Genomic DNA, 26234 nt, shown 5'->3' with positions numbered 1-26234 from the left:
ATCCGCGGATCGGATCAATAAAATAAAAAAAAAATGAAGGGGGAAGGCCCCTGTGCGTTTACAACCTCAGAGGACGACCTTCACCTTGTGGGCGGAGAGGCCGAGCTCGTCCTCGGACATGCCCATGGCGATGCCGTAGAGCTGGGAGAGGTGGAGCACGGGGATGTTGTACCCGAGGGCCTCCTGGGTGGTGTCGAACTGCAGGTGGCAGAACGGGCAGACATCGACGATGAACTGGGCTCCGGACGCTTCATGTTCTCCAGGTTGGTCTTGGTGAACTCGTTGGCGACGTCGCCGAAAGCGGCCTTCAGACCTCCTCCGGACCCGCAGCAGAGGGTCTTCTGCTTCCTCGGGAGGCTCTTGCAGCCGGTGGCCTCGACGAGCTCATCGAGGATCTTGGGGTTCTCGGTGTCATCGAGGTTCTTCAGGTGCCCGGGCTTCAGGAAGTGGCATCCGTAGAAGACGGCGATACCGTAGTCGAGGGGCTTGGTGACAGCGGCCTTGATCTTCTCGATCCCGACCTCTCTGTAGAACACCTCGGCGAAGTGGTGGACCTCGGTGGTCCCGTTGTAGTGCAGGCCGATCTGGGCGAGGATCTCGTTGACCTTGGCAAGCTCCTCGGGGTTCTCCTTGAGCTCATGGGCGGCCTCGAAGAGGGATCCGTAGCATCCGTTGCAGATGGTCAGGATGGGCAGGCCCATCTTCTCAGCGAGCGCAAGGTTCCTCGCGGCGGCAGCGAGCCAGGTGGTCTTGCTGAAAGCCCTGATGACTCCGGGGGCGGGGCAGCAGGAGGCGTCGTTCAGGTCGACGAGCTCGATGCCGAGCTTCTCGCAGACGACACGGGTCGATTTCTCGACACCGGGGTACCTGAGGGGCGCGATGCATCCAAGGAAGAAAGCGTACTTTGCCATTTTTCACTCCTCCACGATCTTGTTGAATCCGGCCGCATCCATGATCTTCTTGAGGTCGGCGAACGCATTCTGGTTGCTGAGGACGGTAGGGGGGACTTCAGGCAGCCCGAGGGACTTCCTCATGGCCTTGATGTTGTCGTTGATGGGAACGGTGTGGCCCATGGTGTACAGGTTGTTGGCGGTCTTCTTGTGGGCGGGCTTGATGTGGCCCTCGGCGACGGCCATGTTCCTGAGCGCGATGACGATGTCGACGATAGGGACGCGGCGGGGGCACCTCTCCACGCAGGTGTAGCAGGTGCTGCACATCCAGAGCTCGTCGGAGCTGATGATCTGCTCCTTCATGTCGAGCTGCGCCATCCTGACGAGTTTCCTGACCCTGTAAGAGGTCCTCCTTCCGGAGGGGCATCCGGCAGTGCAGGTCCCGCACTGGAAGCAGAGCTTTGCGTCTGCTCCTCCGAGTTCGGCGAGACTCTTCTCGAATTCCGGGTCGTATTTGATTTCAGTAGCGTCCATGACGTTCACTGGATGCGAAGATTTTCTGAAGATATTTAACAGGGAACGGTCTGGAACGGTTAGGGTTACCTTATAAGGTATACTTAAAATATCTATCCCGAGAACAGGTCCGCTGGATTAGGCCAGATGCCTTGCTTTGACCGCCGCTATTATCTTCTCCGCCGTGCGGTCGTTCTCCCTGAAGACCGCGGTTATCGCATGCCTCAGCACCCCGGGGTCCACGGCAGATTTGATCTTCAGACGTTTCCTGGTCAGCAGGTACTCGTCGACGAAGAAGCTCTTGCCCGATCCCAGCATCTCCGATAGAGAATACGTCTCCGATACGACCGTGTGCTCTCTGTTCATGGACTCCAGGAACATGAACGCGACCCTCTGCGCCCCGTACTTGTAGCGGATGAACTCGGGGCCGTTGTCCACATAGACCATCCCCATGTACCCGACCTCGTCCATGTCGTATCCCATCTCGTCGAAATCATAGAGGTAGAGCGGATCGTCGATGAGGGCCAGGTCCGCAAGGCCCTCCTTCATCATCCTGACGTTGTGCACGTCATCCGATATCACGAGCTCGACGTCCGTGAGCTTGAGGGATGAGAACACCGAGGTCATGAGCTCCTCGGTCACCGGGCTGCAGCATACTGTGAAGCCTCTGCCGTCGGAGACCCTGGCCTCCGATTCAGCGAACCTCTCGGCAATCTCCTTCCCGACCGGGGTAAGGGATGTGCCCGAGGGGGTCGAGACGGTCACTGGCAAACCGGCGGCCGATTCGATGTTGGAGATGTAGCGGTGCACCACCGGCACCGATATCCCGAGCTCGCGGGCTGCCGCGGTCATGCTGCCCGTTTTGGCCACCGCGATCAAGGCTTCGAGCTGACGGTTGGTCACGCCCTGACCATTGATGATCTGCTCGGTGCGGACCCTGATCTCCATAGCGCAGTCATCCTCTCCCTGATATTAAAGGAACATCGCGCGCGTGACTCGCAGGGGCCGCCGGAAGCATCTTTTAAGATGCGGAGGCCATGCTCCGTGCGGTACAATGGCTCTGAACGGACGCATAGCAGTGGTCGGCCTCGGCAGCCCGATAATGAGCGACGACTCGGTCGGGCTGAAAGTCTCCGACGACATCAAGGCGATGGGCATGGAGGACGTCGACTGCTTCGCGGAAGCGATCGGCGGGCTGGAGGTTCTCCCGGTCATAGAGGGGTACTCGTACGCCGTGTTCGTCGACGCCATACAGACGGGGCAGTACGGCCCCGGGACCGTCCTGATCTTCGATGTGGCCGATTTCGAGTCCACCGTGGCAAGCGTCCCCTCGCACGACATCAACATAGCCACCGCGCTGAAGATCGGCAGGCAGATGGAACCCGAGAAGATGCCGCTGTCCGTGAAGTTCGTGGCCATTGAGGTGAAGGACATGGCCACCATGAGCGAGGACCTGACCCCCGAGGTCGCGGCCTCGAGGGGATCGGCCGGCAGCGCGGTCCTCCACGTCATCTCCGGCTTCAGGGACGCGGCCGGCTCAGACGTCCAGCGACGAGAAGTCGAAGACCCCGGCCCGGCGGCCGAGCTTTCCGAGGACCGTGATGTTGAGCCTGTCGGCCCTGAACACCCTCTCGGCGGCGGCCATGACATCGTCCTCGGTCACCGAGTCGATGAGGTCCATGGTCTCCCTGGCGCTGTGGGCGGCGCGTGGGTCATGAAACCCCGGCACATCCTGTAGATGCGACCGTCGGTGGTCTCGGCGGACCTGGCTATCTCCCCTTTCAGGAGGTTCTTGGTCCGGGAGAGCTCGTCCTTCTCCAGCCCTTCCTTCCTGAACTCGGCATGCGCCTTCGCGGTCTCCTCCAGGGCCTTCGGGACGTTCGACGGGGTGCACGACATGAACGATGCCACGTACCCGGCGTCGCTGTAATGCTCCGCGGTCTCGTAGATGGAGTAGACCAGCGCGTTCTTCTCGCGGACCCTCTGGAACAGCCTCGAGCTGGTCCCGGCGCCGAGCACGGAGGCGAGGACGGACTCGGCATAGCGCTCGGCCTCGGTGCCTTCCCCCAAGGGGAACCCGAAGCCGATGTTCACATGCTCCGCCGCGGACGCATGGACCGTGTGCGACGCTCCCGGCATCTTGGGAGGGACCCTCGCGCCGACGACCGGCGCCGACATCCCGTCCAGGCTGTCCTCCGCCCAGGACAGCACCCTGTCCGGGTCTATGCCGCCGGTGGCGAACACGGCGAGGTTCGGCCTGCCGTACCTCTCCGAGTAGTACTGACGCAGGTCCGTGTGGGTGAGCGGCCTGACGCTCTCCTCGGTGCCGCCCTCGTCATATCCCAGCTGCTCCCCTTTCCACAGGTCGCTCTCGAACAGGTCGTGGACGTACTCCTCCGGTTCCGATTTCACCATGCTCAGCTCCTGGAGGACGATCTGCTTCTCCAGCTCCGTGTCCTTCTCGTTGATGAGGGGGTTGGCGACGATGTCCGCCACGCACCTCATCGCGACATCGGACGTTTCTTTCAGGGTGATCCCGTAGAAACCGGTCATCTCCTTGGCGGTGAAGGCGTTGAGCTCCCCGCCGTTCCCCTCCATGAGCTTCGCCATCTGGAACGAGTCCATGCTGCGGGTCTCCCTGAACACCGTGTGCTCCAGGAGGTGCGAGAGGCCGCGTATGCCGTCGCGCTCGTCGCGCGACCCTGTCCTCACCGCTATCATGAACCCTGCGCTGGCACTTCCGTCCATAGGCTCTGTTAGGACCGGGATCCCGCCGGCGGTCTCCGCTTTCCTGATGCTATTCGACATGCTCCGGTCCACTCTGCGGACGTTTTAATAACTTTACCGCATGCCGACCCCGCGATGTCGGAATTCAAGGTGCTGAGATACGCCGATGAGCCGCTGGAGGACCCCATCGCGGTGGTCGGCTTCCCCAACGTAGGGCTCGTGGGATGGATCGTATCGAGCTACCTGGCGAGGACGCTGGGACTGCATGTGGCGGCCGCCGTCGACTCGACCGAGCTGCCCCCGTACGCCTCGTCCAGGAAGGGAGGTGCTACCCGCCCGTAAGGATCTACGCCGGGCAGCTCCCCAGGAAGAGGCGCAAGCCCGCGAAGAAGGCGGCCGACGGAACCGAGGGGAGCGCCTCCGAAGCGCCGGCCGCAGCGGCTGTGAAGAAGCGCGCATCCCGCAAGAAGCGCGACATTGTCATCGTCACCTCGGAGATCGCGCCCAGGCCGGAGCACACCGGCTGCATCTGCGACTCCATACTGGAGGCGCTGGACAGCCTGGGCGTGGAGGAGATCGTCTGCGTCGACGGCATACCCAGGATCTCCCCCGACCAGACCGAGCTCCTGGGGCTCGGGTCCACCGACAGCGCCAGGAAACGCATGGAGGACAGCGGCCTCAAGCTAATGAAGGACGGCATAGTCCGCGGCGTCTCCGGGGTCATGCTCTTCAAGGGGGAGCAGCAGGGGAGGGAAGTGGAATGCGTCCTGTCCCCGGCCAACCCGCAGCTACCCGACCCGAGGGCGGCATCCTGGCTCCTCGGGCCCCTTTCCACGCTCATCCCCGGCCTGGACGTCGACCCGTCCCCGCTCACCAACGAGGCCAACGAGATCGACGGCAGGATAAAGGCGCAGATGCAGCAGCAGACGATCAACCACAGCATCTACGGATGAGAACTCGGAGAGAGCAATATGCAGACCGTACCGAAACATTTCTTCGTAACCTCCGGCCAGGCCGCCAGCCCTGTGTCGGACCTCAACGCGTTCGACCTGGCACTCCTGAAAGCGCACATCAGCGAGCAGAACCTCGTCGCGGTCTCGTCCGTCATACCCGACGGCGCCGAGCAGGTGGACGTCTGCGAGATCCCGATGGGCATGGTGACCTTCTGCGTGCTGTCCCAGATGCGCGGGAGATCGGGAGACGTCATCTCGTCCGGGGTCGCCTACGCCTTCAGGAAGGACGGGCACGGCGGATATGTCGCCGAAGGCCACCTCCACGGGTCCGGCGAGGACCTGGCGGAAGAGCTCAGGAACAAGATGCGCGAGATGTCACGCATACGCGGCGTGGAGTTCGGAGAGGTCCATTGCAGGGTGGAGAACCAGACGGTGCCCGACGGCGAGTACGGGTGCTGCGTCTCGGCGGTCGTCTTCACGGACTTCAGAGACTGAGATGTTCGCGATTATCAGATGCGGGAACTGCAGGCGCCCCAGGATCATCGACGAGAAGGACGGCAGGACCGTATGCCCCTACTGCGGGAACGCCGACGTCACCTCCGAAAGGGCCCTGCTGTTCAGGGCCCGCGACCAGGAGCTGCTCCGCAGGCGCATCGAGGCGATTACCCTGCGTGACGGGGCGAGGCAGGGCATGAGGCGGTCCCCTGCGGACACGGAATGGGCCGCCGGGTCCCTGCCTGCGGAAGAAGAGACCGCCCTTCCCGACCCGTCCGACCCCGGATCCGTCCTGAAGTACGAGTACAAGCGCGCTTCGGGCCCGGAAGCGAAGATGGAGATCCTAGCGGAAGGGCTGGACAGGATCTACGGCGAATGGACCGTCGATGACCTCAGGCAGTTCGAGCCGAAGAACGCCGAGAAGATGCTCTCGGCCATGCTGGACAGGTGCCTGGTCTACGAGACCAAGTACGGGCGCTACAAGCGCTCGCGATGCCGTTTCAGAGGCTGTCTCGGGAATTCTTCCCTTTCTTCCCCTTCCTGTTCTGGGAATCGACTTCCCTGACCATGCGGGGTATCTCCCTGAGCGCCCCTGCGCACAGATATATCGCGGAAAGTGCCAGCACGGCCGCGGCCGCCACGTACATGATGGCGCTGTCGGAGTTGTCCAGGGAAACATACACCACTATCCAGAAGACCAGGTTCCAGATCATCGCGGAGGCCGCGTACTGCATGGGAGCATGCGCGCGATCCCGTTGCCGATGTCGATCCCCACGGCTGAGTACTCGAACAGCATTGACAGCGACATGATGAACAGGTAAGCGTACCCTGCGACGTCCACGCTGTCCCCGAGGCTGTCGGTGGCCGACGCGATGTAATAGATGAACCCCGTCCCGGTGGCGCATCCGGCACCGAGGCCGAACGCCAGGCCGTAGAATATGCTCTCCGAGTGGCCGCGGAAACGCTTCAGGTTCATGACCACGACAAGTGCCAGGCACTGGACCACGGAGAAGAGGATGATCCCCAGGATCGCGTTCATGATGTAGGTGTACACCATGAACATCACCGTCCCCGCTATGAGCCCGACAGCGAAGAGCCCGAAGAACATGGGGTCCCCGAAGTAAGGATGGTCGGTGTACGGATAGGTGTACTTCCTGACGAGAGCGTACATCAGTGCCAGAGCAGGCGCGAAGGCGAGAACGGCCGCGATGTAGAATATCGGGGAGTCCATGATGGAGCATCCTGTGGGCCTTATAAATCTTCACGGGCGGGGAGGCGCCCGTCCGCCGTCCCGCCTGCGGTCTCGCGGATGCCCGTTCCCTTCCCTGCGCGGGGATCCGGAGGGCGCCCGTCCGCGCCTCTGCCCAGAATACCTGCCGGTGGAGTACCTCCCGCGCCGGCCGGGACCGGAGCGTTCCCTGCGGGGCCCCCTGCTGTCAGCGGGGCCCGGAGACACCTGGCACTTCTCCGGGGCCGGCGCGGCCTTCCCTTCCATGATCTTGTCGTAGAAGTGAACGACCATGCACGAAGCCTCGCACCTGCCGCAGGAGGTGCATCTCTCCGGGTCGACCCTCATGCCCCCCTTTATCCTGATGGCGTGCCTGGGGCAGGACTTGGCGCAGATTCCGCACTCGGTGCACAGCTCGGCGCGGACCAGGGCCTTCCCGGCCTTGGCGAACATGCGCTCGGCATCCTCCGCGTTCTCCGCTGTCACGGAGATCTGCCCCCCGCCGAACAGCCTTGCGCGCCCGTAAGGCGTTCTCACCAGGGCAATCTCAAACTCCGGCGAGTACTTCACCTCGCGACGGTCCTCAGGGCATCCTCCACGTACGAGAAATCCCTCTTCCTCGGCATCGTGGCCACGGCTCCATGGAATAACCGCCGGCGACGCACACCGAGGCGCCCTTCATGAGCTTCATGGACATTCCGCCGCCCTCCGGGCCGCCGCGGAGGTCCAGCCCCATGCTGTCCGCCAGCTGCCTCATCTTCGGGGGGAGGACCTTCCACCTCCAGAAGCCGAGGTCCACGTACTCGGGCGGCAGGCCCCTGGACTCGGCGTACCTGTGAAGGTACGCCTCCCAATCCGAGTACATCTCCGGGTGGATCCTCTTGGTGTTCCTCCATTCGCTGGCGAGGCAAGAGGCGCACAGGTAGCACCCGATCCTCTCGAAGTCCCTGTTGTACAGGGGATTGTAGTCCAGGCCCTTCATCCAGATGTAGCCCCAGATCTCGGCCGCGCACCAATCCCTGACCGGGTTGAGGTTGGTCTGGTTGGGGACGAAGGGGTTCCTCGACACGAACTCCGTCCCGGAGCGGGAGAACGACTCCAGGGAGCGGTTCCCCTCGCAGGTGACGGTCCCGCGGGGGAAGTCGCGGGCGATGAGGTCGGTTATCGGGCCGAGCTTGCAGACCTTGCAGCACCACCTGAAATCCTTGGCCGGGGGGCCGAAGGTATCGACGTTGTCGCGGAACGCGCTCCCCGCCTCGGCGGCATGCAGCTTCAGCCCCTTCTCCTCCGCGAAGCGCCTGACGTACGCGACCGTCTCCGGGAACTCCAGGCCGGTGTCGGTGAAGAGCAGCTCCGGGGACCCGACGGCCTCGATGGCGAGCCCGCAGGCGGCGAGGGAGTCCTTCCCTCCCGAGAACGACACCGTGACCGACTGCTTCCTGCCCTTCACGTAGCTGCGGATCTCCCCCACGGCCCTGCGCTCTATGGATTCCAGGTGCTCCCTGTTGCAGGCGACGAATGTCCTATCATCGGCATCCGGAGACAGGGGCGGGCCGGACGGGGCCCCGAGGTCCCTCACGCGGAGCGCTTTCTCAGCGGACCTCATGTCCGCCGAATCGGCCATGGCCACGCCGGGGCCGGTCTTGGTGCCTTTCCTGACGATGATGGGGTCTCCGCTGCGGAACTCCCCGATGATGGCGGAGACGTTCTCCCCCGCCACGCCCTTGCCCTTGAGGTGCCCCGAGACGCCGGAGATCGATACGACGTTCTTCGAAGCTACGGGCGCGAACAGCTCCGCGCCGCGCAGGCGCAGCTCCACCTGCAGCCTCTCGGACGGGATGTCGAACCTGAGGATGCCTATGACGGACCCGTGGGCCACGATCTCGTCCGTGCGGTCCTCGCCCGGCACCTTGTTGAAGAACACCGCCTTGCGCTCGATGGGGGCGGCGGTGCCGAAGGCGTCCCTGAGGAGACCTTCGAGGATGCCCCTGCTGTCCCCCATGCAGGGGCGTATGTCGCCGGGGCTGTTGACCTCGAACTCCCTGCCGGCGGAACCGCATACGGAGCAGCGCGCTCCCAGGATCAGCGTGCCGCAGGCGTCGCACCACCTCATGGTCTCCTTGCCGTTGGCCGCGTTCCTCGGTTGAGCATCCATCTCTGATGCCCATCCGCTCCCGATTTATAAGTGATTGGCTTTTACATATGCAGACTAGGAGCAGTCATGATGAGCGGCAGGTTGTCCAGCGCCCACAGTTTCAGTCCCCGCGAGATCCGCGACATATTCATCTCCACGCTTGTCCTGACGGCCGCGGTCGTCATCATGTTCAGGTCCGGGAGCGTGGCGGACTATTTCGAGCGCCACTTCGGCGGCTCGGAGTACGGGGCGATGTTCGCGGTCATCTTCGTCATCATGCTCCTGAGCTTCGTGGGCCACGAGATGGGCCACAAGTTCATGTCCCAGGACCTCGGATGCTGGGCAGAGTACAGGATGTACCCGATGGGCCTCCTGCTGGCCCTCGTCATGTCCGTCTTCGGCTTCCTCTTCGCCGCCCCCGGGGCGGTGTACATCAGGGGGAACATGACCGTGGAGGACAACGGCAGGATAAGCATCGCCGGGCCCGCGGTCAACATGTTCCTCGCGGCCGTCGGCATCGCAGGGAGCCTGGTCCTGAACGAGACCGCCTATGTCGTCCCCGTTTACCTCATGGCAAGCATGAACGCTTCGCTGGCACTGTTCAACATGCTGCCCTTCGGCCCTCTCGACGGCGCCAAGATCCTCAGGTGGAACACCGGGATTTACGCGCTCGCCATGGGGATAGCCGTGGTGCTGTTCATCTCGTTCTGGTTCATGCCGACGATCTACTACTCCTGAACCGGCACGGCCGGTTCGGCGGATGTCGGCGGCAGATCAAGTTGGAAAAAGGAAAGAAAATTGGGCAGGCCCGAGGGAGCCCGCCCGGTTTCACATGTACTCTTCGCAGGGGTACCTGAGGTTCCTCTTGACGGTGCCGCGCCACTGAGCGGCCTTCCCGGGGTTCAGGATGTTCTTGGGGTCCATGGCCTGCTTGATCGCGAGGATGCAGTCGAGCTCGGTCTTCCTCTCCTCCTGGAACTTCACGGCCTTGGAGATCCCGACCCCGTGCTCCCCGGTGACGGTCCCGCCCAGGGATATGGAGGCATCGAAGATCTCGTCCGCGGTCTTGATCCCGCGGTCCCACTCGTCGGCGTCTCCGACCTTCAGGAGCATCTTGCTGTGGAGGTTCCCGTCCGAGGCGTGGCCGTAAACGGCGACGATGACGTTGTTCTTCTTGGCGATGGCCTGGAACTTCTCGACGGCCTCGGGCACGCGGGACACCGGCACGCCCATGTCGTCCGCCAGCGAGACGCAGGAGTAGCCGGGCATCAGGGCGGAGAGCGAGGCGAGGACGGACTTCCTGGCGTCTGTCCACTTGGCGATCTGCGCGCTGTCGAAGGACGGGGTCACGGACTCGGCGCCCTGCTCGGCGGCGACCTCCTCGACCACCTTCAGGTCCCTCCTGATGACCTCATCGGTCTCACCGTCGACCTCGACGATGATTATGGCCTCGGCATCGGGAAGCGGGTGGCCCCTGGCCTTGTTGACCGCCTCGATGGAGGTGGAGTCCAGCAGCTCGCAGGATGCGGGGATGAGGGGCTTGGCGATGATGGCAGAGATGCATTTCCCGGCCTGGACGACGGAGCCGAAGGTCACCAGGGCGGAGGCGGACTTCTTCGGCTTGGTGGTCAGCTTGAAGGTTATCTCGGTGATGACCCCGAGGGTCCCCTCGGACCCGCACATAAGGCGTGCCAGCTGGTACCCAGAAGCATCCTTGATGGTCCTGGTGCCGCAGCGGACGATGTCCCCGTTGGCCCTGACGAACGTCAGACCGAGGACGTAGTCCCTGGTGGCCCCGTACTTGACGGCCCTCATGCCGGAGGCGTTGGTGGCGACCATGCCGCCGACCTGGCACGCCTCCCCGGACCGGGGGACGGGGGGGAAAAAGAACCCGTACTTGGCGAGCTCGGCGTTGAGGTCGTTGTATACGACCCCGGCCTCGACGTCGACCCAGAGGTCCTTGACGCTGACGTTGAGGATCCTGTTCATCTTCTGCATCGCGAGGCAGATCCCGCCCATGATGGGGACGGCGGCGCCGCAGAGCCCGGTCCCGGCGCCCCTCGGCACCACGGGTATGCCGTTCGCGTAGGCGATCTTCATGATCTCGGACACCTGCTCGGTGGATGTGGGCTGGACGACCACATCCGGGCTGCTGTGGTACACGGATGCGTCGAAACCGTAGGTGTACAGCACCGCTGCGCTTGTGGATATGCCGTCCTTCCCGACGACAGCCTCCAGCTGCTTCAATATCTTCTCGTCCAGGGCCATTTCTATCGGCCATGCCGATTCACGTTATTGGTTATAAGAATGCGCATGCGCGCGATGCCTCTGCGCGGTCGCCACAATTATACGGGCCGGCGCCGATTCCCGCCTCATGATAAGCGTGAACGAACGCAAGAAGCTCTGCGCGATGCAGTTCGCCGAAGGGCTCCTGGCACTTATTATCGGCATAGCCATAGCCGTCCTCGGCGAGGATGCCCTGGAGATAATCCTGATCGCCGTCGGCGTGATCCTGGTCATCTGGGCGGTCCTGATATTCGTAGGCGCCGCCTCCGTCGGATTCGGCGGGGGAGGGATGCTCATGGGAGGGCTCTACCTCCTGCTCGGGCTCATCCTCATACTGGTCCCGGCGCTGATCTCGGACGTCCTCATGGCCCTTCTGGCCGTGGGCCTGATCGTGATCGGCGTCCTCTCCCTGCTCGGCATCCCGGCCTTCGGCCTCCCGGACAGCGGCTCCAAGATCGTCAACGTCGCCGTCGCGGTGCTGATGATCGTCACCGGCATCATCGCCCTCTTCAACCTCGACGACACGGCGGACGTCGTGATGATCGTGATCGGCGCCTTCGTGGCCGCCGCCGGGATCGTCAGGATGTACGGCGCCTACAGGCTGAAGGGCGTCATCGCCTGACAGCAGCGCGAAACAGCTTCGGCGGGGCGCCGCCCCGCCCATCACCCTTTTAACCGCCTTCCTTCTACCGTCCCATATGAAATCCATGATTGTACTTCTGGGACCCCCCGGGGCCGGGAAAGGAACCCAGGGAGAGAAGATCGAGACCGAGCTCGGATACGTCAGACTTTCCACGGGCGACATGCTCCGCGAGGCCGTCAGGAACGGGACCGAGCTGGGCAAGACCGCCAAGAAGTACATGGACGCCGGAGGGCTCGTCCCCAACGAGGTCATCATCAACCTCATGAAGGAGAAGATCAGGAGCCTCGGCAAGGTCCCCGGCATCATCTTCGACGGGTTCCCCAGGACCATCGAGCAGGCAGAGGCCCTCGACAAGGAGCTGAACATCGACCTCGCCCTCGACATCGATGTGGCCGACGACATCCTCGTCAAGAGGCTGACCCAGAGGCGCTCCTGCCCCAACCCCGAGTGCAACGCGGTGTACCACCTCACCAACAACCCTCCGAAGGTCGACGGCATCTGCGACAAGTGCGGATCCAAGCTCTACCAGAGGGACGATGACAAGGAGGAGACTGTCAAGAAGAGGCTCGAGACCTACCACAAGAACACCGAGCCCCTCATCGGCTACTACAAGAACGCCGACAAGCTCGTCAGGATCGACGCGTCGGCGACATCAACGAGATCTTCAAGAAGGTCGAAGCGGCCCTCCAGTGATTCCCGGGATGCCTATCCCGTGCCCCCTCTGGGGCACAACAGAAACGCTTAATAACAACCGCCGGATATGGCGGTTCAATAGCCCCGTAGTGTAGTGTCAATCATCGGAGACTCTGGATCTTTGGACATCAGTTCGAATCTGGTCGGGGCTACCACTTCTCATTCTAACTTCTGATCGGTTCCGGCTTCGGTCCCGTCAATTATTTATCCGTCCCGCCTCTGGCGACCGTTCATGGAACTGAGCCTGCCTGCATGCCTTCTCATCGTCGCTGCCGGCGGAGCGATCGGAGCGGCCGTCCGCTACCTGTTCATCTATTACATCGACTCGACGCAGTTCCCGTGGGCCACCCTCGCGGTCAACTTCATCGGGTCTTTCCTGCTGGCGCTCCTGACGTTCAGCCTCACCGGCATATCGCAGGAGGCCAGGCTGCTGATGTTCACCGGCTTCTTCGGAGCGTTCACCACCATGTCCACATTCGCTCTGGACACCACGGTGCTGTTCTCGAACGGGCGCTTCGGCGACGCAGCGATGAACTTCCTCGGGACCGTGGTCCTCTGCCTGGGCGGAGCGGCCGCCGGACGCTGGGCGGGGATCGCCCTGGCGGCCTGATGGAATAAAAACCGTCAGTCCAGCGATTTCTCGGTCCCGTCGGCGAGGTCCTTGAAGTACGAGACCCCTTCCTCGGGCCCTCTGGCTATGAGGATGTCGCCGGCCTCCATCTTCGTCTCCTCCCCGGGGCCGAAGATGTAGTCGTCGCCGCGCCTGACCGCGATGACGAACATGCCGCTGACGGTGCTGAGGGAGACCTCTCCGAAGGTCTTCCCTGCCAGGATCGAATCGTCGGCGACCTTGGCGAGGCACATGGTGGTGTCCGCCTCCCTGATGGACATGGCGAGGACAGGGTGCTCCGCGAGACCGCGGATGACCACGTCGGCGATGGATTCCGCCGCGTGGGCGATGTCCATTATCCTGTCCATGAGGGTCACGGTGACGATCGCCCTGTAAACCTCCTCGGAATTGCTCTGGCCGGACTTGGCCATCTCGTCCTGTATGCGCTCGCTCAGCCCGTCGAGGCTGTTGGAGAGGGAGATGACCTCCTCGGCGATCTCGGTGTTGTCATAGAGCAGGGACGAATATGCCAGATCGATCATCATCTCGGAGGTGTCCTTGAGCTCGGTGAGCATGGCGGCGAGACGGCTCATCATTCTCCATCGCCCTCCCCGTTGAGCTCCTGGGTCAGCTCCTCCTCGTTCTTCTCGTCCTCCTTGTCCGAGGTCTCCTCTTCCTCCTCGGAGACAGGTTCTTCGAACTCCCACTCCTTCTTGCCCGAAGCGTACTCGGTGAGCAGGTCGGCCCCGTCGTCGGTCCCGCGGACGATTATGGTATCCCCCGCGCGGAGCTTGGCGCTGCCCTCGGGGTCGTAGGTCCACCCGCGGCGGTTCTTGACGGCGATGATCTTGCAGCCGGTGTTGGCCTCGACGGCGAGCTTGCCGATCGTGTTCCCGGCCATGCTCGACCCGTCGGCGATCCTGATCATCCTGATCTTCTCATCAGCCTCCGAGAGCATCTCGGTGATGAACGGGCGCTTTTCGGGAGGGAACCTCAGCAGGCCCACGATGTCGGAAGCGGCGTCCGAGATCCTGTCGGCGGCGGAAGCGACCTCCAGGAGGCCGGACAGCTGCCTGGCGTCCTCCCTGGTCCTGCTGGACAGGAGGACCTTGTAACGGGTGGCGAACTTCAGATCGTCCATCTCGTCCTCGATCTCGCGCACTTTCTCAGCCATGCTGGTGCTGTTGTACATCAGCGATGCGTATGCGAGGTCGACGATGACCTCGGAAGAATCCTTCATCTCCGTGAGCAGCTCGCGCACGGTCATATCTATGTGTTTGAGTTCCGAGATGTCTTCGGGTTCGCTCATTCGGACGCCCCCGGGACCATGCCGGAGAGTCTCCGGCCGACGCAGATAACCAAGTTCCTTTCACCCTTGAACGGAATTTACGGCGAAATATTGCATCGCCGATATATGATTATCACTATCAATACGACCGGCCTGCATCGGTCCCAGACGCCCTTCTGAACGGCTGGCACGTGCTGTCCGCAGGCATGCGGGGCCTCTTCCCGTCTTCCATTTATAAGAGTGATGCCTTGTCGCACTCGATCGCATGGTCTGAGGAGGTTCTTCGGATGGATAGGCAGAAGAGATCTGACGGATTCCTGGCCCGCTACGGGTCCGCGATAATCATGGGTCTCGCCGCCTTCTGCATCGCCGGCACCGCCGATCTTTTCGCCGGCCTCGTCCTCAACAGCATGGAGAGCTACATCCTGACCATCTCGGGGATGATGATCCTCATCTACTCCGCGATAGGGATGCGCGGGAACATCTTCGGCGCGATGGGCTCCAGGATAGGCACCGCCATGAACATCGGTACCTTCGAGATGAGCCTCAGGAAGGGGACGGTTCTCCGCGCCAACTTCGACTCCGCCATAGCGCTCTCGCTCATCATGAGCATCGCCATGGGCGCCGTCACCTGGCTCGTCGCGCTGATCTGGTTCGGAGGGAACGCCGACATCTGGGACCTCATCTTCATCTCCTCGGTGGGAGGGTTCTTGGCCGGGATCATCGTGGTGTGCTTCAACATCCTGATTGCCTACGTCGGGAACAAGAGGGAATGGGACGTGGACAACATCACGGCCCCCCTCATCGCGGCCATCGGCGACATAGTCACCGTCCCGATGATATTCTTCGCCACCTGGGTCTTCCTCGAGATGGACGATTACAGCTGGGGGGAGACGGCCACCATAATAATGACGGTCGCCATCATCGCCGTCACCGCGCTGTACACCTGGCGCATGCTTAAGGCCAAGACCAGCCGCAGGGACTTCTCCGGAGAGGCCAAGAGGATCTTCTACGCCTCCCTCCCGGTCCTGATGTTCTGCCTCATATTCGAGATCGGGGCGGGGATCGTCATCCAGGACGAGGAGGACTCCCTGGTGCAGTACGGCGTCCTCATGATCATGATGCCGGCGTTCCTGAACCAGGGGAACGCCCTGTCCGGGATGCTCACCTCCAAGCTCTCCTCCGCCATCCACCTGGGTACGCTCTCCCCCAGGTGGAACCCCAAAGGCGCCGGGGGAGAGTTCGCGATGATCCTGGTCTGCTCGGTCATCACCTTCGCCTACATCGGCACCATATCCTACGCGGCATGCATCCTCGTCAACGGCGGGAGCGGGATCGGCTTCCTGACATCCATGGCCATTATAATGGCCGCCGGGATGATCACCACCGCCGTCCTGAGCCTGCTGTCCTACTACGTGCCGTGGCGTCTACCAAGTTCGGCCTGGACCCGGACGATGAGTCGATACCGATCACCTCGTCGGTGATGGACCTCGTCGGCTCCATCATCCTGGTATCGGTGATCTCGGTATTCATCTGACCCGGCGCGGAGGATGCCTGCCCAGGAGGCACCGGGGACAGCGGACCCCTCCTTATATTATGTTAAATAGAGGGCTTGTTTTACCTTCACACAGGTAATTCCATGATCAGCAGAGACGAAGTGCTTGCCAATCTGGGACGCTACGATCAGGAGAAGGCCAGGATCGGGGTCCTCGCCTCGCATTCCTCGCTCGACACCTGCGACGGAGCGGTGTCGGAAGGCTTCCGCACCCTCGCAGTGTGCCAGAAAGGAAGAGAACGGACCTTCAACAACTACTTCAGATCGCAGAGGGACGCCGACGGCAACCTCATCCGCGGAGTCGTCGACGACACGATGATACTCGATAAGTTCGGCGACATCATGAAGCCGGAGAACCAGGAGTATCTGATCAACACCAACACCCTGTGGGTGCCCAACAGGTCGTTCACCTCCTACTGCAGCATCGATGACGTGGAGGACAATTTCAAGGTCCCCATGGTCGGCAGCAGGAACCTGCTCCGCTCCGAGGAGAGGGGCGGGCCGAAGGACTACTACTGGCTCCTCGAGAAGGCCAACCTCCCCTACCCCAAGAAGGTCGAGAAGCCCGAGGACATCGACGGGCTGACCATCATCAAGGTCCACCACCACGTCAAGAAGCTCGAGCGCGGGTTCTTCACCGCCAAGGACTACGACCAGTACGTGGAGAAGAGCCAGGAGCTGATCAAGCAGGGCGTTCTCGACGAGGACTTCGAGAAGCACGCCAGGATGGAGCAGTACATCATCGGCCCCGTCTTCAACCTCGACTTCTTCTACGACCCCCTCGAGGAGAAGGGAGAGAAAGTGGAGCTGCTCGGTATCGACTGGAGGTTCGAGTCCTCTCTGGACGGCTACGTGAGGCTCCCCGGGAAGCAGCAGGTCGAGCTCGAGGACGACGGCATAATCCCGGAGTACACCGTCTGCGGCCACAACTCCGCCACTCTCAGGGAGTCCCTGCTCGACAAGGCGTTCGCGATGGCCGAGAAGTACGTCAAAGCAACCCAGGAGTACTACAAGCCCGGGATCATCGGGCCCTTCTGCCTCCAGACCTGCGTCGACAAGGACCTCAACTTCTACATCTACGATGTCGCCCCCAGGATCGGAGGAGGGACCAACGTCCACATGTCCGTCGGACACCCCTACGGCAACACCCTGTGGAGGACCAACATGAGCACCGGGAGGCGCCTCTCCATGGAGGTCCGCAAGGCCATAGAGCAGGAGAGGCTCGAGGAGATCATAACATGAGCCAGGCATTCGCCGGGAAGAACGCCGGCAGGCTCCTGGCACTGTCCCTGGCGGCCCTGCTGGCCGTCGCCGCGGCCGCCGTGGCTGCAAGCGCAACGGATGCCGCCACCAACGGTATCGGCACCGCAACAGCCGATGACGACTGGAAGGATGGAGAATCCGGGCACATCGATGTGCCGGTGAGCCTGACCGCGGAGAGCAACGTGCTGTTCAAGATGTACGTGGACTCGTACGACGAATCCGACCCGGACAAGACGGTCATGAAGACCGGGCTCTCCGAAGGAACGCAGACCGTCACCCTGTCGATATCCCTGAGCAGCGGGAACCACACGGTCACCGTCTATGCCTACATCGATGAGGACGGGGACGAGAGCACGACCGGCGACCAGACCTCCATCGGCACCACCTCGGTCGAAGTGCATGTCGACAAAGGCATCTGGGACAAGGCAACGTCCTACATAGCGATCATAGCGATCGCCATCATAATCGTGGTCGCTGTGCTCTATTACATCAGGTCGAACCCCAAGGCGAAGCCACCACCACCTTCACCCAGCTCGAAGAAGAGAAGAAGGCCGGGAAGGACTCCAAGGCCCCTGCCGAGAAGAAGGCCTCTACCGAAAGGAGGCGCTACGATGCATCCTCCGAGTCCAAGGAGGCCGCGCCCGCCGAGGAACCCAAGGAGAAGGAGGCATCTTCCTTCTCTGAACTGGCCGACGAGAAGAAGGCCAAGAAATCCTCCGGAAAGGACGGCGAGGGCAAGAAGCTCAAGTACGTCTCCTCCAGAAGGAAGTGAAACCCCTTTCGGGCCCCGAGAGGGGTCCGGCCCCCCTTTTGCATAAGCCGATACCTTTAATATGCCATCAGCAGTCTGCGGAGTATGGCAGACGCTGAAGTTAAACCCTTCAAACTGCAGTTCCTCGAGTCCCTCTCCGCGCTGATCATCTCCGCGTTCGGGCTCGTCGCTGCGCTTGCCTGGAACGACGCCATCCAGTCCGCGGTCAGCGCGGTCTTCGATGATGATGACAGCCTTGTCGGGAAGACCATCTACGCTCTCCTCGTCACCTGCCTCGCCGTCGCGATGACCATGATCATCACCAGGGCCACTGTCAGGACCAAGGCAGCCATTTCCGCGGCCGATGACAAGAAGAAGGCAAAGAAGGAATCCAAAGGTTCCGAGTGAGGCACTGCCTCACTGAACAAACCCCTTACCCTTTCAGGGATTTTTGAAATATGATCCGCCGGCCGGCAGGCAGAAACGCCGGTGCCGGCCGTCAGAGCTTCAGTTTCGGATCCTTAAGGTCCATCAGCGCCACTGCGCGCCTGTCGATGAAGAACCCGATCTTCTTGTGGAGCATGATCGAGGGCGCATTGTCCTGCTCGATCATGCTGTGGGCGACCTCTCCGCCTGCGGCGCGTCCCGCACGGAGGGTCTCCCTGAGAAGCCTGTAGCCGATCTCGTTCCTGCGGACGATGGGGTCGACCCCCATGTTCTCGATCCATACGAGATTGGTGCAGTCTGCGATATGGTGGAGCATCTGCGCGAAGATGAACCCGTAGATCTCCCCGTCCTCCTCGGCCACGAAGCTCAGCCCGCTCTCCAGGTAGGGGCGGAAATGGTTGGGGCTGCTCGCCCCGAGGTTGTCCTTCCACTCCTGCGGAAGGTCCTCCCACTTGTTCTCGATGGTCTCGCTGAAGTACTCCTTTATGCAGGACAGCTCCAGTTCGCGGACCTTCTTGATATCCTTGAGCTTCATGGGCCGGAAGTCCATATCACATCGCCTCGGGGGCGCCCATGCCTAGGCACCAGAGGACGTTGCTCAGGACGTACTTGGTGCATTCGACGAGGGTGAGCCTCGCATCCCTCTCGGCGCCGGCCTGGAGGACCGGTACCTGGGCGTAGAACTGGTTGAAGGCGACGGCCACCTCATGGCCGTAGGCGGGCATCATGCTGACCCTCTTGGTCGCATCGATGTCCGCGAGGACGCCCTCGAACCTGGCCAGGGTCTTGGCCAGCCTGATCTCGTACTCGTCCTTGAGCAGGGACCCGTCGGTGACGCGCTTGAAATCCCCGGCCTTGCGGAGTATGCTGCAGGCCCTGGCGTGAACGTACTGCAGGTACGGCCCGGAGTTCCCGTCGAAGCTGAGCGCGTCCTCCCACTTGAAGACGAGCTGCTTGTCGGCGCCGACGCGGACGATGTTGTACCTGACCGCCCCGACCCCGATGTCGTGGGCGATCCTGTCTATCTCCGCATCCGTCATCCCGGCGCACTTGTTGCCGTCCCTGATGGCCTTGGCGGCGCGCTCGGTGGCCTCGTCGATGAGGTCGTCGAGGTAGACCACGACGCCCTTCCTCGTGGACATCCTGCCCTCGGGCAGGGAGACGAAGGCGTAGAACAGGGCCTCGGGCTTCCTCTCGACGCCCATGATGGAGAGGGCGGAGCAGAGCTGCTGGGACCCCAGTTTCTGGTCCTCTCCCAGCACGTCGATGGTGCGGTCGGAGCGGGAGAACTTGTCGAGGTGGTAGGCGAGGTCCCTGGTCGTGTAGAGGGTGGTCCCGTCCTACCTGGTGAAGGTGAACTTGGTGTTCTTGCCGTGGATCCCGAAGTCCTTGAGGTCCACATACCATGCCCCGTCCTCGGCCTGGCCGGCGTACTTGCTCTCCTGGAGCTTCTTCACGACATCCCTGGCGGCGCCGTTCTTGATGAACTGGGACTCCCAGGTGTACCTGTCAAGGACCACGTTCATGTCGGCGAGGGTCTGGCGGATGCCGCCGAGCATGGTCTCCGCGACCTTCCCGACGCGGGCGACGGTGCCCTCGTCGCCGGCCTCGAACTTCCTGATCATCTCGGCGATCTCCTCCTCCAGGGCGGGGTTGCGTGGATCTTCTTGGTGGCGGCGCGGTAGTTGTAGACCAGCCTGTGGTCGATCTTGTCCCTGTCGTCGGGCTTCTCGGTCTGGGCGATCTCCTCCCTGACCTCCTCGGGGGTGATGTTCTCGGCCCCCCAGGCCATGATGACCATCTGCTTCCCGACGTCGTTCACGTAGTACTCGGTGGTGACGTCGTGCCCGCGCATCCTGAGGCAGCGTGCCAGCGTGTCGCCGATGATGGGGTTCCTGGCACGTCCCACGTGCACCGGCCCGGTGGGGTTGGTGGAGGTGTGCTCGACGTTCACCCTGAGGCCGGTCGGCCGCGATTTCCCGAAGTCCTGCTTCTTCTCCGAGACCTCCTGCAGGACATCGGTGACGATGGCCGTCGGGTCCGCGGTGAAGTTCAGATAGCCGTTCACGGCCTCGACGCCGGCGATGAGCCCGCACGGCGCCTTTATGGCCGACGCGATCTGCTCCGCGATCGCCTTCGGGGGCGCCCTGAGCGCCTTCGAGAAGGCGAAGCACGGCACGGCCAGGTCCGCCTGCTCCGGGACCTCCTTCACGATCTTCAGGTCGGCAGGGGCCCCCATGCCGGCGAGGGCCTTGACAACGGCCTCTTCGCATTCCTTTTCGAACTGTTCCTGTGCTTTCATGCCGAATCATCCGACCTTGTAACGCAGCAGCGCTGCGATGCCGCCGAACGCCCTGTAGAGCATCTCCCCCTCCTCGGAATCGCCGGAGATGAGCTGGATGCTCGAATTGTAGAGCTCGGACATCTCGAAGAAGTCATCGATGAGGTCCTTGCTCTCCGCGACCTTGGCGCCGAACCCGCACTCCGGGCACTTGACCGGAGCGTCTGGGTCATCCACGGTCATCATCGTCTCGTGGCCGTTCGGGCATACGGCCTTTATGCGGTATTTCTTCAGTTTGCTGGAGATGAGGAACGTATCGACCGCTCCCATCTCGGCGCACTTGCGGACCATGTCCTCGCCGTAGGCGGAGAGCCCGCCGTCCTCCTTCCTGATCTCCTTGAACAGGCGCTGCATCATGTCCCTCTCGGACGTGATCTGCATGTCCACGATGACGCCCTGAGCGGCCTCGACGAGCTCCTTCAGCCCCGACTCGTCGGTATAGCCGGTGTCGAAGAACGGCCTGACGACCTTCTTGAGGAGCTCATGGTGGAGGTACTCATTGTTGATGAAGAAGTCCTTCGTCATGCCGGGCCCTCCGACGAGGATGCCCTCCATGTCCAGGATGCTGTCCAGGAAGCAGGTGGTGCATCCGTCGGCGACCTTCTTGAAGAACTCGTGGGCGGCGATCTCGATGAGCCTCTCGAAACGCACGGAGGACTGACCTCCCTGGTGGTGCTTCGAAGGGACGAGGGAGTCGTAGTGCTTCAGCACCTTGATCCTGGTCCCGGCCAGCATGCCGATAGTGGCTTCCTTCCTGTCTATGACGATGAGCCCGTAGTACCTCTTGTCGACGAGCATGCCGTCGAGGGGCTCGGTGAAGAACTGAGCGTCGCACCTGTACAGGAAGGCGGTGATGGCCTCGGGCGGGTTGATGACGTACTGGACCATCTTGGTCTGGTCGCCCGCGCGGGGGACCTCGCCGCAGAATATGACGATCCCGTTCTCCGGGATCTTGTCGAATGTCTTCAGACGGGCCGCGACCGACTCGATGGCGCCCGTCACGTTCTTCATCGTGGTCTTCGATTTGATGTTCGACGCCGCCGATTCCTCGTTCCTGAGGTAGGCCATGACGTCCGATACGAGCTTTCCGAACGGGATGTACACCGAGATGAGCTCGGTGCCTTTTCCTCGATAGCCGCGGATCTCGTCCATGGCTTTCTTGAAATCATACCTGGCCTTGCTGACAGAATTGTCTATTGCCGTTTCCAAAGCCTCCAACAATAATTATTATACCCATCGCGCTTGCGTATAAAAGGGTTAAGAATGGCTAATCAGAGAGTGGTCATCTCCATCGGGGGCTCCATACTGATCCCCGGCAGGGACGATGCAGCCTACATCGGCAGTCTGGCACATATGCTCAGGGAAGCATCCGGAAAGGTCAGCATGATCATAGTCGTCGGCGGCGGGAAGACGGCCCGCTATTATGCGACGACCGGCAGGGAGCTCGGAGGGTCCGAGTACGACCTGGACATCATGGGCATAGACTCCACCAGGATCAACGCCAAGCTCCTCGCCCTGGCGCTCGGGAAGGACTTCTCGTCGATGGACATCTCCCCCACCGTGGAGGGCACCGTGGCGAAGGTCGGGAAGGTAAAGATCCCGGTCATGGGAGGGACCGAGCCGGGCCACACTACCGATGCCGTCTCCGCGATGGTCGCCGAGAGATGGGGCGCCGACCGCATCGTCAACGCCACCTCCGTGGACGCCGTGTACTCAGACGACCCCCGCAAGAACCCGGACGCCGTGAAGTACAGCAGCCTCACTATTGAGGAGCTGGGTCATATCGTCTACAGCGGCCATGCGGCCGGGAAGTCCAGCGTCTTCGACCCGATGGGCGTGAAGATCGCCGAGAAGGACTGTATCGACATCGAGATGGTGGACGGCAGGAACCTCGCCGAGCTGGAGAAGGCGATCCTCGGGCAGCCGTTCTCCGGCACCCACGTCGATTCGCACAGGGCCGGGTGACCGGCCTTCGCTCCGGGCCGAGGGGCTCGAAGCAATCCTTCTTGATGACCTCGATGCCCTCGGATTCGGCGAGGTTCGTCAGCCTCGCGGCCGAGGGCCCGTTCATGGACTTCCGGTGCAGGAAGGCCGTTTTGGTGCCTGTCTTCTCGGCTGCCTGCCTGATCATGCGGGCCGCCGCCTCGTCTGAGGCGTTGTCCGTCCTGTAAGTGGGCACGATGTGCCCGAAGTTCACCTTCCTCGTCAGGGCGAGCTCGGTGAAGCGCGGGGCATAATGGCCCCCGCCGATGCCGATGACCGTAGGGTAATCGTTGTCGCGCGGGAAGTCCTCGATGACCGACGCCTGCAGCGCCGCGGCGTCCTTCCTGTCCCAGTGGTTCTCATCGCTTCCTATTTCTATGAAGAACGCAGGCGTCTCCATGTACGGGCCGTGATGCGTCGCCTCGAAGCAGATGCTGAACTCCGGCAGATTGCATTTCGCCTTGATCGTACGCAGAGCGTTGCTCATGAGGACCGGCGCGGACGGGACCAGGGTCTCCGCCCTGCCGCCGAGCCTGCAGTCCTCGTAATTGCCTATAGGATGGACGGTCAGCGCAGGGGTGCCGCTCGATGATGCATGCTCGGAGGGGAAGATGACGGCGTCTGGCTTCCATCCCGCTTCCGCGATCTGCGCATCGAGCCCGTCGCGGCGGATGTGGAGGTCCTGGATCTCAGCCATTACTAAGTCATTTTGTATAGAACACTAAATCTCCGATTTTCCCCTCATCGGTCCAGCCCCCGGACGCGAGCAGTGAATCGGTGATGTTGCGCGAGGAAATATCCTGCATACATCTGATTACGGCCAGCATTACAGATTCGCACAAAAGACCAAGATGAATATGTTTTTTACTAGATGGAACCGACTGCTGATTAATAGTTGTTAATTTTTCCCTGCCCCAGGCATTACATGCAGGTAAAGACACGCCTGGCTGTCTGTAATCCGTATCTCTGATTGCAATAGTATGCCTTTAAATCCGGATGCGAAAATCTTCGATCCTGGATATGATGGAACAAACTTATTGCCTGACCGTGAAAGAACGCATCCTGCTTCACATGCTCAGATTTCCGAGCGTGTACCCGAAACAGAACTTCGACGTCCCCCGCGAGCTCACTCAGGACGGGATAGCATCCGCCGCCGGGATCTCCCGCGCGCATGTATCTATCGATCTGAAGAAGCTTGAGGAGTACGGGTTCGTGGAAAGGTGGCAGGCGCATCTGAACGGAACCCCGGCCAAACGCTTCGTCTACTGCCTCACGCCGATAGGCGCGGGGGAGGGGAGGAAGCTCAAGGCCAACCTGGAGAAGAAGGGCATCGACACCGATATGCTCCTGGACATCGGCCGCTGCAATCCGGAAGGGAAGTGGAAGTGCATGAGCCAGGCGGACCGCGATGCGGTCGGCAGGGCCTGCGTCTTCCGCAAACCGGTCCTGAAGAAGGACCTTCCGGGGATGACCTCCGGGACGATCCCAACCGATTTCCGCGGGTACATCTGCATACCGGAGAGGACGGCGGAAGCGTTCATCCGGCTGGCCGATCCCTTCTCCCTCCGCTCCTGGCACAGCTGGGCGGCAGACTACTGGCTCAAAAGCGGGAACAGGGCCGAGAGACTGTACCATCTGAACAAGGCGGGCAGGAACATCGAGGCCAACATCCTCGCCGAGACCATGGATTAGAACGCGCTGTTCTGCCCCTCCGAGGAGCTCTACTGCGACCTCAGGGCCGTCAAGGCGGTCCCGGAGTACAGCGAGCATCTGTTCTGGCTCATGGCCGAGACATCGATCGGGCTCCGTTCCGTGAAGGATGCCGAGGAATGCCTCGGCAAACTGGCCGGGATAGGGTCCAGGCATGCTCTCGAGGTCAGGTCACAGATCCTGGTGCTGCAGAAGCGCTACGAGGAGGCGGCCGCGATAGCCGAGCGCGCCATGGAGGAGGTCGGCGGGCCCCTGCCTGCCGAGATCGCCGCCGAGGCGCATGCCAGCATCGGCAACCTGGAGAAGGCCAGGGAGCTCTGCGACATAGCCGCCAACGAGACGCTGAGGACCCTGGACGGAGCGTGGATCGACAGGATATTCTGCACCCGCGCCCGCATAGCGTTCGCCGAGAAGGACGCCGCGGCCACGATGGATAACCTCGAGAAGGCCTGGCAGTCCGCTCCCGAAGGCGCCGTCCGGCGTACAGGCACATGATCGATGCTGTGTCGGAAGGAACGGACCCGGGATTCCAGGCGCTCTGAGATATTTCGATGGCCTGACCGGGGCTGACCGGGCCCGGCGCTCCTGCAAAGGCGCCGGCGCCCGGGAAGGCATTTCAGAAGACCGTGCTCTTCCTCAGGGAATCGATATCGGAGATGTACAGGTCCCTGATGTCCTTGATGTCCCATTTGAGCATGGCCAGCCTCTCGAAGCCGAATCCCCAGGCCATGACGGGGCATTTCACGCCGAACGGGGCGACGACCTCCGGCCTGAAGATGCCGGCGCCTCCCAGTTCGAGCCATTTCCCATGGAAGAAAACCTCGAGCTCCAGGGAGGGCTCGGTGTACGGGAAGTAGCTGGGCCTCACGTGGATCTGATCGAACCCCATCCTGGAATAGAACTCGCGGATGAGGGAGATCAGCATGTCCAGGCTGGCGTTCTCGTCGATCACGATACCCTCGATCTGCGAGAACTCGGGCAGGTGGGTGGCGTCGATGGACTCCTTCCTGAAGATGCGCGAGATGGAGAACGCTTTCTGGGGCGCGTCGGGATGGGCCGCGATGTACCTTATGGAGCTCACGGTGCTGTGGGTCCTGAGCAGCGCCTGGGCCGCCTTCTCCTCGGACCAGGTCCCGCCCCAGCCCGTGGACCCGGTGCCGCCGCCGTTCTCATGGATGGCCTTGATCTTCTCGACCAGCGCCCTGTCGGTCAGGGGTATGGACGCAGGGTGCTCCAGGAAGAAGGTGTCCTGCATGTCGCGGGCCGGATGGTCCTGCGGGATGAACAGGGCGTCCATGTTCCAGAACGCGGGCTGGACGTACTCCGAGGACATCTCGGTGAACCCCATGTCGCAGAACAGCCGGCGAACCTCGTTGCCGAGACGCGTCAGGGGGTTCTTCTTCGCGGCGTACACCGTCGGAGCGAGGGCCTGGACATCGTAGGAGCGGTAATCGACGTCCTTCCATTTCCCGCTCTGGATCAGCGTGTCGGTGACGTCGGCCACTTCCTCCCTGAGCTCGATGCCGGAGGCGGCGGCCTCCTTGCCCTCATCGGTGAGCGATATCTGCCTCCGGACGTCCTCAGTCTCGCGGATCATGCCCTTGCGGCCCTTGAGGTCCTTCACGGCCTCGGGTCGGCCTCCGCCTCGGGGACGGGGGCCTTGAGCATCCTGGCTATGAGCTGCTCGTCGGGCATCGCGCTGCCGAGGGCGGCGCGGCCCGCAT

The 26234-nt window shown here is 62.2% G+C and carries 30 protein-coding genes, 1 tRNA gene and 4 pseudogenes; 16 read left to right on the top strand and 19 right to left on the bottom strand.

What is annotated here, in order from left to right:
• Window positions 1–66: 66 nt before the first annotated feature.
• From hdrB to AUQ37_RS02195, 3 genes and pseudogenes are all read right to left on the bottom strand, one after another.
• Window positions 67–911: pseudogene (gene hdrB / locus AUQ37_RS02205) on the bottom strand (CoB--CoM heterodisulfide reductase subunit B).
• Between the two features lie 3 nt (window positions 912–914).
• A complete protein-coding gene (hdrC, locus tag AUQ37_RS02200; RefSeq protein ID WP_058747232.1) occupies window positions 915–1424 on the bottom strand; it encodes a CoB--CoM heterodisulfide reductase subunit C in 510 nt (169 codons plus the stop codon).
• Window positions 1425–1541: 117 nt separating this feature from the next.
• Complete coding sequence (locus AUQ37_RS02195) at window positions 1542–2351, bottom strand: LysR family transcriptional regulator (RefSeq protein WP_058747221.1); 810 nt, start codon at window positions 2349–2351, stop codon at window positions 1542–1544.
• Window positions 2352–2457: 106 nt separating this feature from the next.
• Here AUQ37_RS02195 and AUQ37_RS02190 point away from each other — a divergent pair, with 106 nt between their 5' ends.
• Window positions 2458–3141 (top strand): hydrogenase maturation protease, encoded by a 684-nt coding sequence (locus AUQ37_RS02190; protein ID WP_058747220.1) that lies wholly within the window; start codon window positions 2458–2460, stop codon window positions 3139–3141.
• Here AUQ37_RS02190 and AUQ37_RS02185 read toward each other — a convergent pair.
• On the bottom strand, window positions 3063–4211 hold the full coding sequence (locus AUQ37_RS02185; protein ID WP_058747219.1) for a pitrilysin family protein: 1149 nt from the start codon (window positions 4209–4211) through the stop codon (window positions 3063–3065). The two genes, AUQ37_RS02190 and AUQ37_RS02185, sit on opposite strands and share 79 nt — an antisense overlap.
• Before the next feature lie 54 nt (window positions 4212–4265).
• Here AUQ37_RS02185 and AUQ37_RS09375 point away from each other — a divergent pair.
• The 3 genes and pseudogenes from AUQ37_RS09375 to AUQ37_RS02165 all read left to right on the top strand — a co-directional run bounded on the left by AUQ37_RS09375 (window position 4266) and on the right by AUQ37_RS02165 (window position 6143).
• Window positions 4266–5083 (top strand): annotated as a pseudogene (locus AUQ37_RS09375) (proteasome assembly chaperone family protein).
• An 18-nt stretch (window positions 5084–5101) separates the two neighbouring features.
• Complete coding sequence (locus tag AUQ37_RS02170) at window positions 5102–5578, top strand: pyruvoyl-dependent arginine decarboxylase (RefSeq protein ID WP_058747216.1); 477 nt, start codon at window positions 5102–5104, stop codon at window positions 5576–5578.
• Window position 5579: 1 nt separating this feature from the next.
• On the top strand, window positions 5580–6143 hold the full coding sequence (locus tag AUQ37_RS02165; RefSeq protein WP_058747215.1) for a hypothetical protein: 564 nt from the start codon (window positions 5580–5582) through the stop codon (window positions 6141–6143).
• On the opposite strand, the gene AUQ37_RS10595 is transcribed toward AUQ37_RS02165, so the two are convergent.
• Genes AUQ37_RS10595 through AUQ37_RS02155 form a run of 4 tightly spaced genes read right to left on the bottom strand, consistent with a single transcriptional unit; the run spans window position 6079 to window position 8961 of the window.
• Entirely contained in the window at window positions 6079–6312 is a 234-nt protein-coding gene (locus AUQ37_RS10595; protein ID WP_201013649.1) for a hypothetical protein, read from the bottom strand. The genes AUQ37_RS02165 and AUQ37_RS10595 overlap by 65 nt on opposite strands.
• Window positions 6288–6809: a hypothetical protein gene (locus AUQ37_RS02160; RefSeq protein WP_201013648.1), complete on the bottom strand. Its 522-nt coding sequence runs from the start codon at window positions 6807–6809 to the stop codon at window positions 6288–6290. The genes AUQ37_RS10595 and AUQ37_RS02160 overlap by 25 nt, the downstream gene beginning before the upstream one ends.
• Before the next feature lie 30 nt (window positions 6810–6839).
• On the bottom strand, window positions 6840–7376 hold the full coding sequence (locus AUQ37_RS11900; RefSeq protein WP_235584817.1) for a 4Fe-4S binding protein: 537 nt from the start codon (window positions 7374–7376) through the stop codon (window positions 6840–6842).
• Window positions 7377–7389: 13 nt separating this feature from the next.
• Window positions 7390–8961 carry a phosphoadenosine phosphosulfate reductase family protein gene (locus AUQ37_RS02155; RefSeq protein WP_235584816.1) on the bottom strand — a complete coding sequence of 524 codons (1572 nt, stop codon included), beginning with the start codon at window positions 8959–8961 and terminating at the stop codon, window positions 7390–7392.
• A 69-nt stretch (window positions 8962–9030) separates the two neighbouring features.
• Between AUQ37_RS02155 and AUQ37_RS02150 the strand changes: the two genes are divergently transcribed.
• Window positions 9031–9678 carry a site-2 protease family protein gene (locus AUQ37_RS02150; protein ID WP_235584815.1) on the top strand — a complete coding sequence of 216 codons (648 nt, stop codon included), beginning with the start codon at window positions 9031–9033 and terminating at the stop codon, window positions 9676–9678.
• Between the two features lie 90 nt (window positions 9679–9768).
• Here the strand turns inward: AUQ37_RS02150 and AUQ37_RS02145 are convergent, their stop codons facing one another.
• On the bottom strand, window positions 9769–11208 hold the full coding sequence (locus AUQ37_RS02145) for an FAD-binding oxidoreductase (protein WP_058747214.1): 1440 nt from the start codon (window positions 11206–11208) through the stop codon (window positions 9769–9771).
• A gap of 106 nt (window positions 11209–11314) precedes the next feature.
• Here AUQ37_RS02145 and AUQ37_RS02140 point away from each other — a divergent pair, with 106 nt between their 5' ends.
• From AUQ37_RS02140 to crcB, 4 genes are all read left to right on the top strand, one after another.
• Window positions 11315–11848 carry a DUF308 domain-containing protein gene (locus AUQ37_RS02140; RefSeq protein ID WP_058747213.1) on the top strand — a complete coding sequence of 178 codons (534 nt, stop codon included), beginning with the start codon at window positions 11315–11317 and terminating at the stop codon, window positions 11846–11848.
• 76 nt (window positions 11849–11924) lie between these two features.
• A complete protein-coding gene (locus AUQ37_RS02135; protein ID WP_082662348.1) occupies window positions 11925–12614 on the top strand; it encodes an adenylate kinase in 690 nt (229 codons plus the stop codon).
• Window positions 12615–12642: 28 nt separating this feature from the next.
• Window positions 12643–12717, top strand: a tRNA-Gln gene (locus tag AUQ37_RS02130).
• 77 nt (window positions 12718–12794) lie between these two features.
• The gene (crcB, locus tag AUQ37_RS02125; protein ID WP_058747212.1) at window positions 12795–13172 is read left to right on the top strand and encodes a fluoride efflux transporter CrcB; all 378 of its coding nucleotides are present in this window, start codon (window positions 12795–12797) and stop codon (window positions 13170–13172) included.
• A 14-nt stretch (window positions 13173–13186) separates the two neighbouring features.
• On the opposite strand, the gene AUQ37_RS02120 is transcribed toward crcB, so the two are convergent.
• Both AUQ37_RS02120 and AUQ37_RS02115 read right to left on the bottom strand, forming a co-directional pair.
• Window positions 13187–13768 (bottom strand): potassium channel family protein, encoded by a 582-nt coding sequence (locus tag AUQ37_RS02120; protein WP_058747211.1) that lies wholly within the window; start codon window positions 13766–13768, stop codon window positions 13187–13189.
• Window positions 13765–14481 (bottom strand): potassium channel family protein, encoded by a 717-nt coding sequence (locus AUQ37_RS02115; protein WP_058747210.1) that lies wholly within the window; start codon window positions 14479–14481, stop codon window positions 13765–13767. The genes AUQ37_RS02120 and AUQ37_RS02115 overlap by 4 nt, the downstream gene beginning before the upstream one ends.
• Before the next feature lie 266 nt (window positions 14482–14747).
• Here AUQ37_RS02115 and AUQ37_RS02110 point away from each other — a divergent pair, with 266 nt between their 5' ends.
• The 4 genes from AUQ37_RS02110 (at window position 14748) to AUQ37_RS02095 (ending at window position 18437) form a co-directional block, all read left to right on the top strand.
• Complete coding sequence (locus AUQ37_RS02110) at window positions 14748–15944, top strand: magnesium transporter (protein ID WP_201013647.1); 1197 nt, start codon at window positions 14748–14750, stop codon at window positions 15942–15944.
• 155 nt (window positions 15945–16099) lie between these two features.
• Window positions 16100–17257, top strand: a complete 1158-nt coding sequence (locus AUQ37_RS02105; RefSeq protein WP_058747209.1) for a formate--phosphoribosylaminoimidazolecarboxamide ligase family protein — start codon at window positions 16100–16102, stop codon at window positions 17255–17257.
• A complete protein-coding gene (locus AUQ37_RS02100; protein WP_058747208.1) occupies window positions 17254–18096 on the top strand; it encodes a hypothetical protein in 843 nt (280 codons plus the stop codon). The genes AUQ37_RS02105 and AUQ37_RS02100 overlap by 4 nt, the downstream gene beginning before the upstream one ends.
• Window positions 18097–18134: 38 nt before the next feature.
• Window positions 18135–18437 (top strand): DUF5654 family protein, encoded by a 303-nt coding sequence (locus tag AUQ37_RS02095; RefSeq protein WP_058747207.1) that lies wholly within the window; start codon window positions 18135–18137, stop codon window positions 18435–18437.
• Window positions 18438–18528: 91 nt separating this feature from the next.
• On the opposite strand, the gene AUQ37_RS02090 is transcribed toward AUQ37_RS02095, so the two are convergent.
• The 6 genes and pseudogenes from AUQ37_RS02090 to prf1 all read right to left on the bottom strand — a co-directional run bounded on the left by AUQ37_RS02090 (window position 18529) and on the right by prf1 (window position 22026).
• Entirely contained in the window at window positions 18529–19026 is a 498-nt protein-coding gene (locus tag AUQ37_RS02090) for a GNAT family N-acetyltransferase (RefSeq protein ID WP_235584814.1), read from the bottom strand.
• A gap of 1 nt (window position 19027) precedes the next feature.
• Entirely contained in the window at window positions 19028–19342 is a 315-nt protein-coding gene (locus AUQ37_RS11895; protein ID WP_235584820.1) for a DALR anticodon-binding domain-containing protein, read from the bottom strand.
• Between the two features lie 129 nt (window positions 19343–19471).
• Window positions 19472–19756, bottom strand: a pseudogene (gene argS, locus AUQ37_RS11890) (arginine--tRNA ligase); the annotation flags it as partial.
• Window positions 19757–19816: 60 nt separating this feature from the next.
• Window positions 19817–20101, bottom strand: a complete 285-nt coding sequence (locus AUQ37_RS10585) for a hypothetical protein (protein ID WP_201013646.1) — start codon at window positions 20099–20101, stop codon at window positions 19817–19819.
• Window positions 20098–20778, bottom strand: coding sequence for an arginine--tRNA ligase (argS, locus tag AUQ37_RS10580; protein WP_201013645.1), 681 nt, complete (start codon window positions 20776–20778; stop codon window positions 20098–20100). The genes AUQ37_RS10585 and argS (AUQ37_RS10580) overlap by 4 nt, the downstream gene beginning before the upstream one ends.
• Window positions 20779–20784: 6 nt before the next feature.
• On the bottom strand, window positions 20785–22026 hold the full coding sequence (gene prf1 / locus AUQ37_RS02080; protein ID WP_235584813.1) for a peptide chain release factor aRF-1: 1242 nt from the start codon (window positions 22024–22026) through the stop codon (window positions 20785–20787).
• A gap of 54 nt (window positions 22027–22080) precedes the next feature.
• On the opposite strand from prf1, the gene pyrH reads away from it, so the two are divergent.
• Window positions 22081–22782: a UMP kinase gene (pyrH, locus tag AUQ37_RS02075; RefSeq protein WP_058747205.1), complete on the top strand. Its 702-nt coding sequence runs from the start codon at window positions 22081–22083 to the stop codon at window positions 22780–22782.
• A gap of 103 nt (window positions 22783–22885) precedes the next feature.
• Here the strand turns inward: pyrH and AUQ37_RS09370 are convergent.
• Window positions 22886–23371 (bottom strand): annotated as a pseudogene (locus tag AUQ37_RS09370) (D-aminoacyl-tRNA deacylase); the annotation flags it as partial.
• Between the two features lie 518 nt (window positions 23372–23889).
• Here AUQ37_RS09370 and AUQ37_RS02065 point away from each other — a divergent pair.
• Window positions 23890–24492 carry a hypothetical protein gene (locus AUQ37_RS02065; protein ID WP_162262198.1) on the top strand — a complete coding sequence of 201 codons (603 nt, stop codon included), beginning with the start codon at window positions 23890–23892 and terminating at the stop codon, window positions 24490–24492.
• A gap of 90 nt (window positions 24493–24582) precedes the next feature.
• A complete protein-coding gene (locus AUQ37_RS02060) occupies window positions 24583–25005 on the top strand; it encodes a hypothetical protein (protein WP_058747202.1) in 423 nt (140 codons plus the stop codon).
• Between the two features lie 121 nt (window positions 25006–25126).
• On the opposite strand, the gene AUQ37_RS02055 is transcribed toward AUQ37_RS02060, so the two are convergent.
• Window positions 25127–26134, bottom strand: a complete 1008-nt coding sequence (locus AUQ37_RS02055; protein ID WP_235584812.1) for a phenylalanine--tRNA ligase subunit alpha — start codon at window positions 26132–26134, stop codon at window positions 25127–25129.
• Between the last annotated feature and the right edge of the window lie 100 nt (window positions 26135–26234).

Source organism: Candidatus Methanomethylophilus sp. 1R26, assembly GCF_001481295.1.
GTDB lineage: Archaea > Thermoplasmatota > Thermoplasmata > Methanomassiliicoccales > Methanomethylophilaceae > Methanomethylophilus.
The sequence above is the reverse complement of the archived record's forward strand: the minus strand, read 5'-3'. Positions and strand labels throughout refer to the sequence as shown.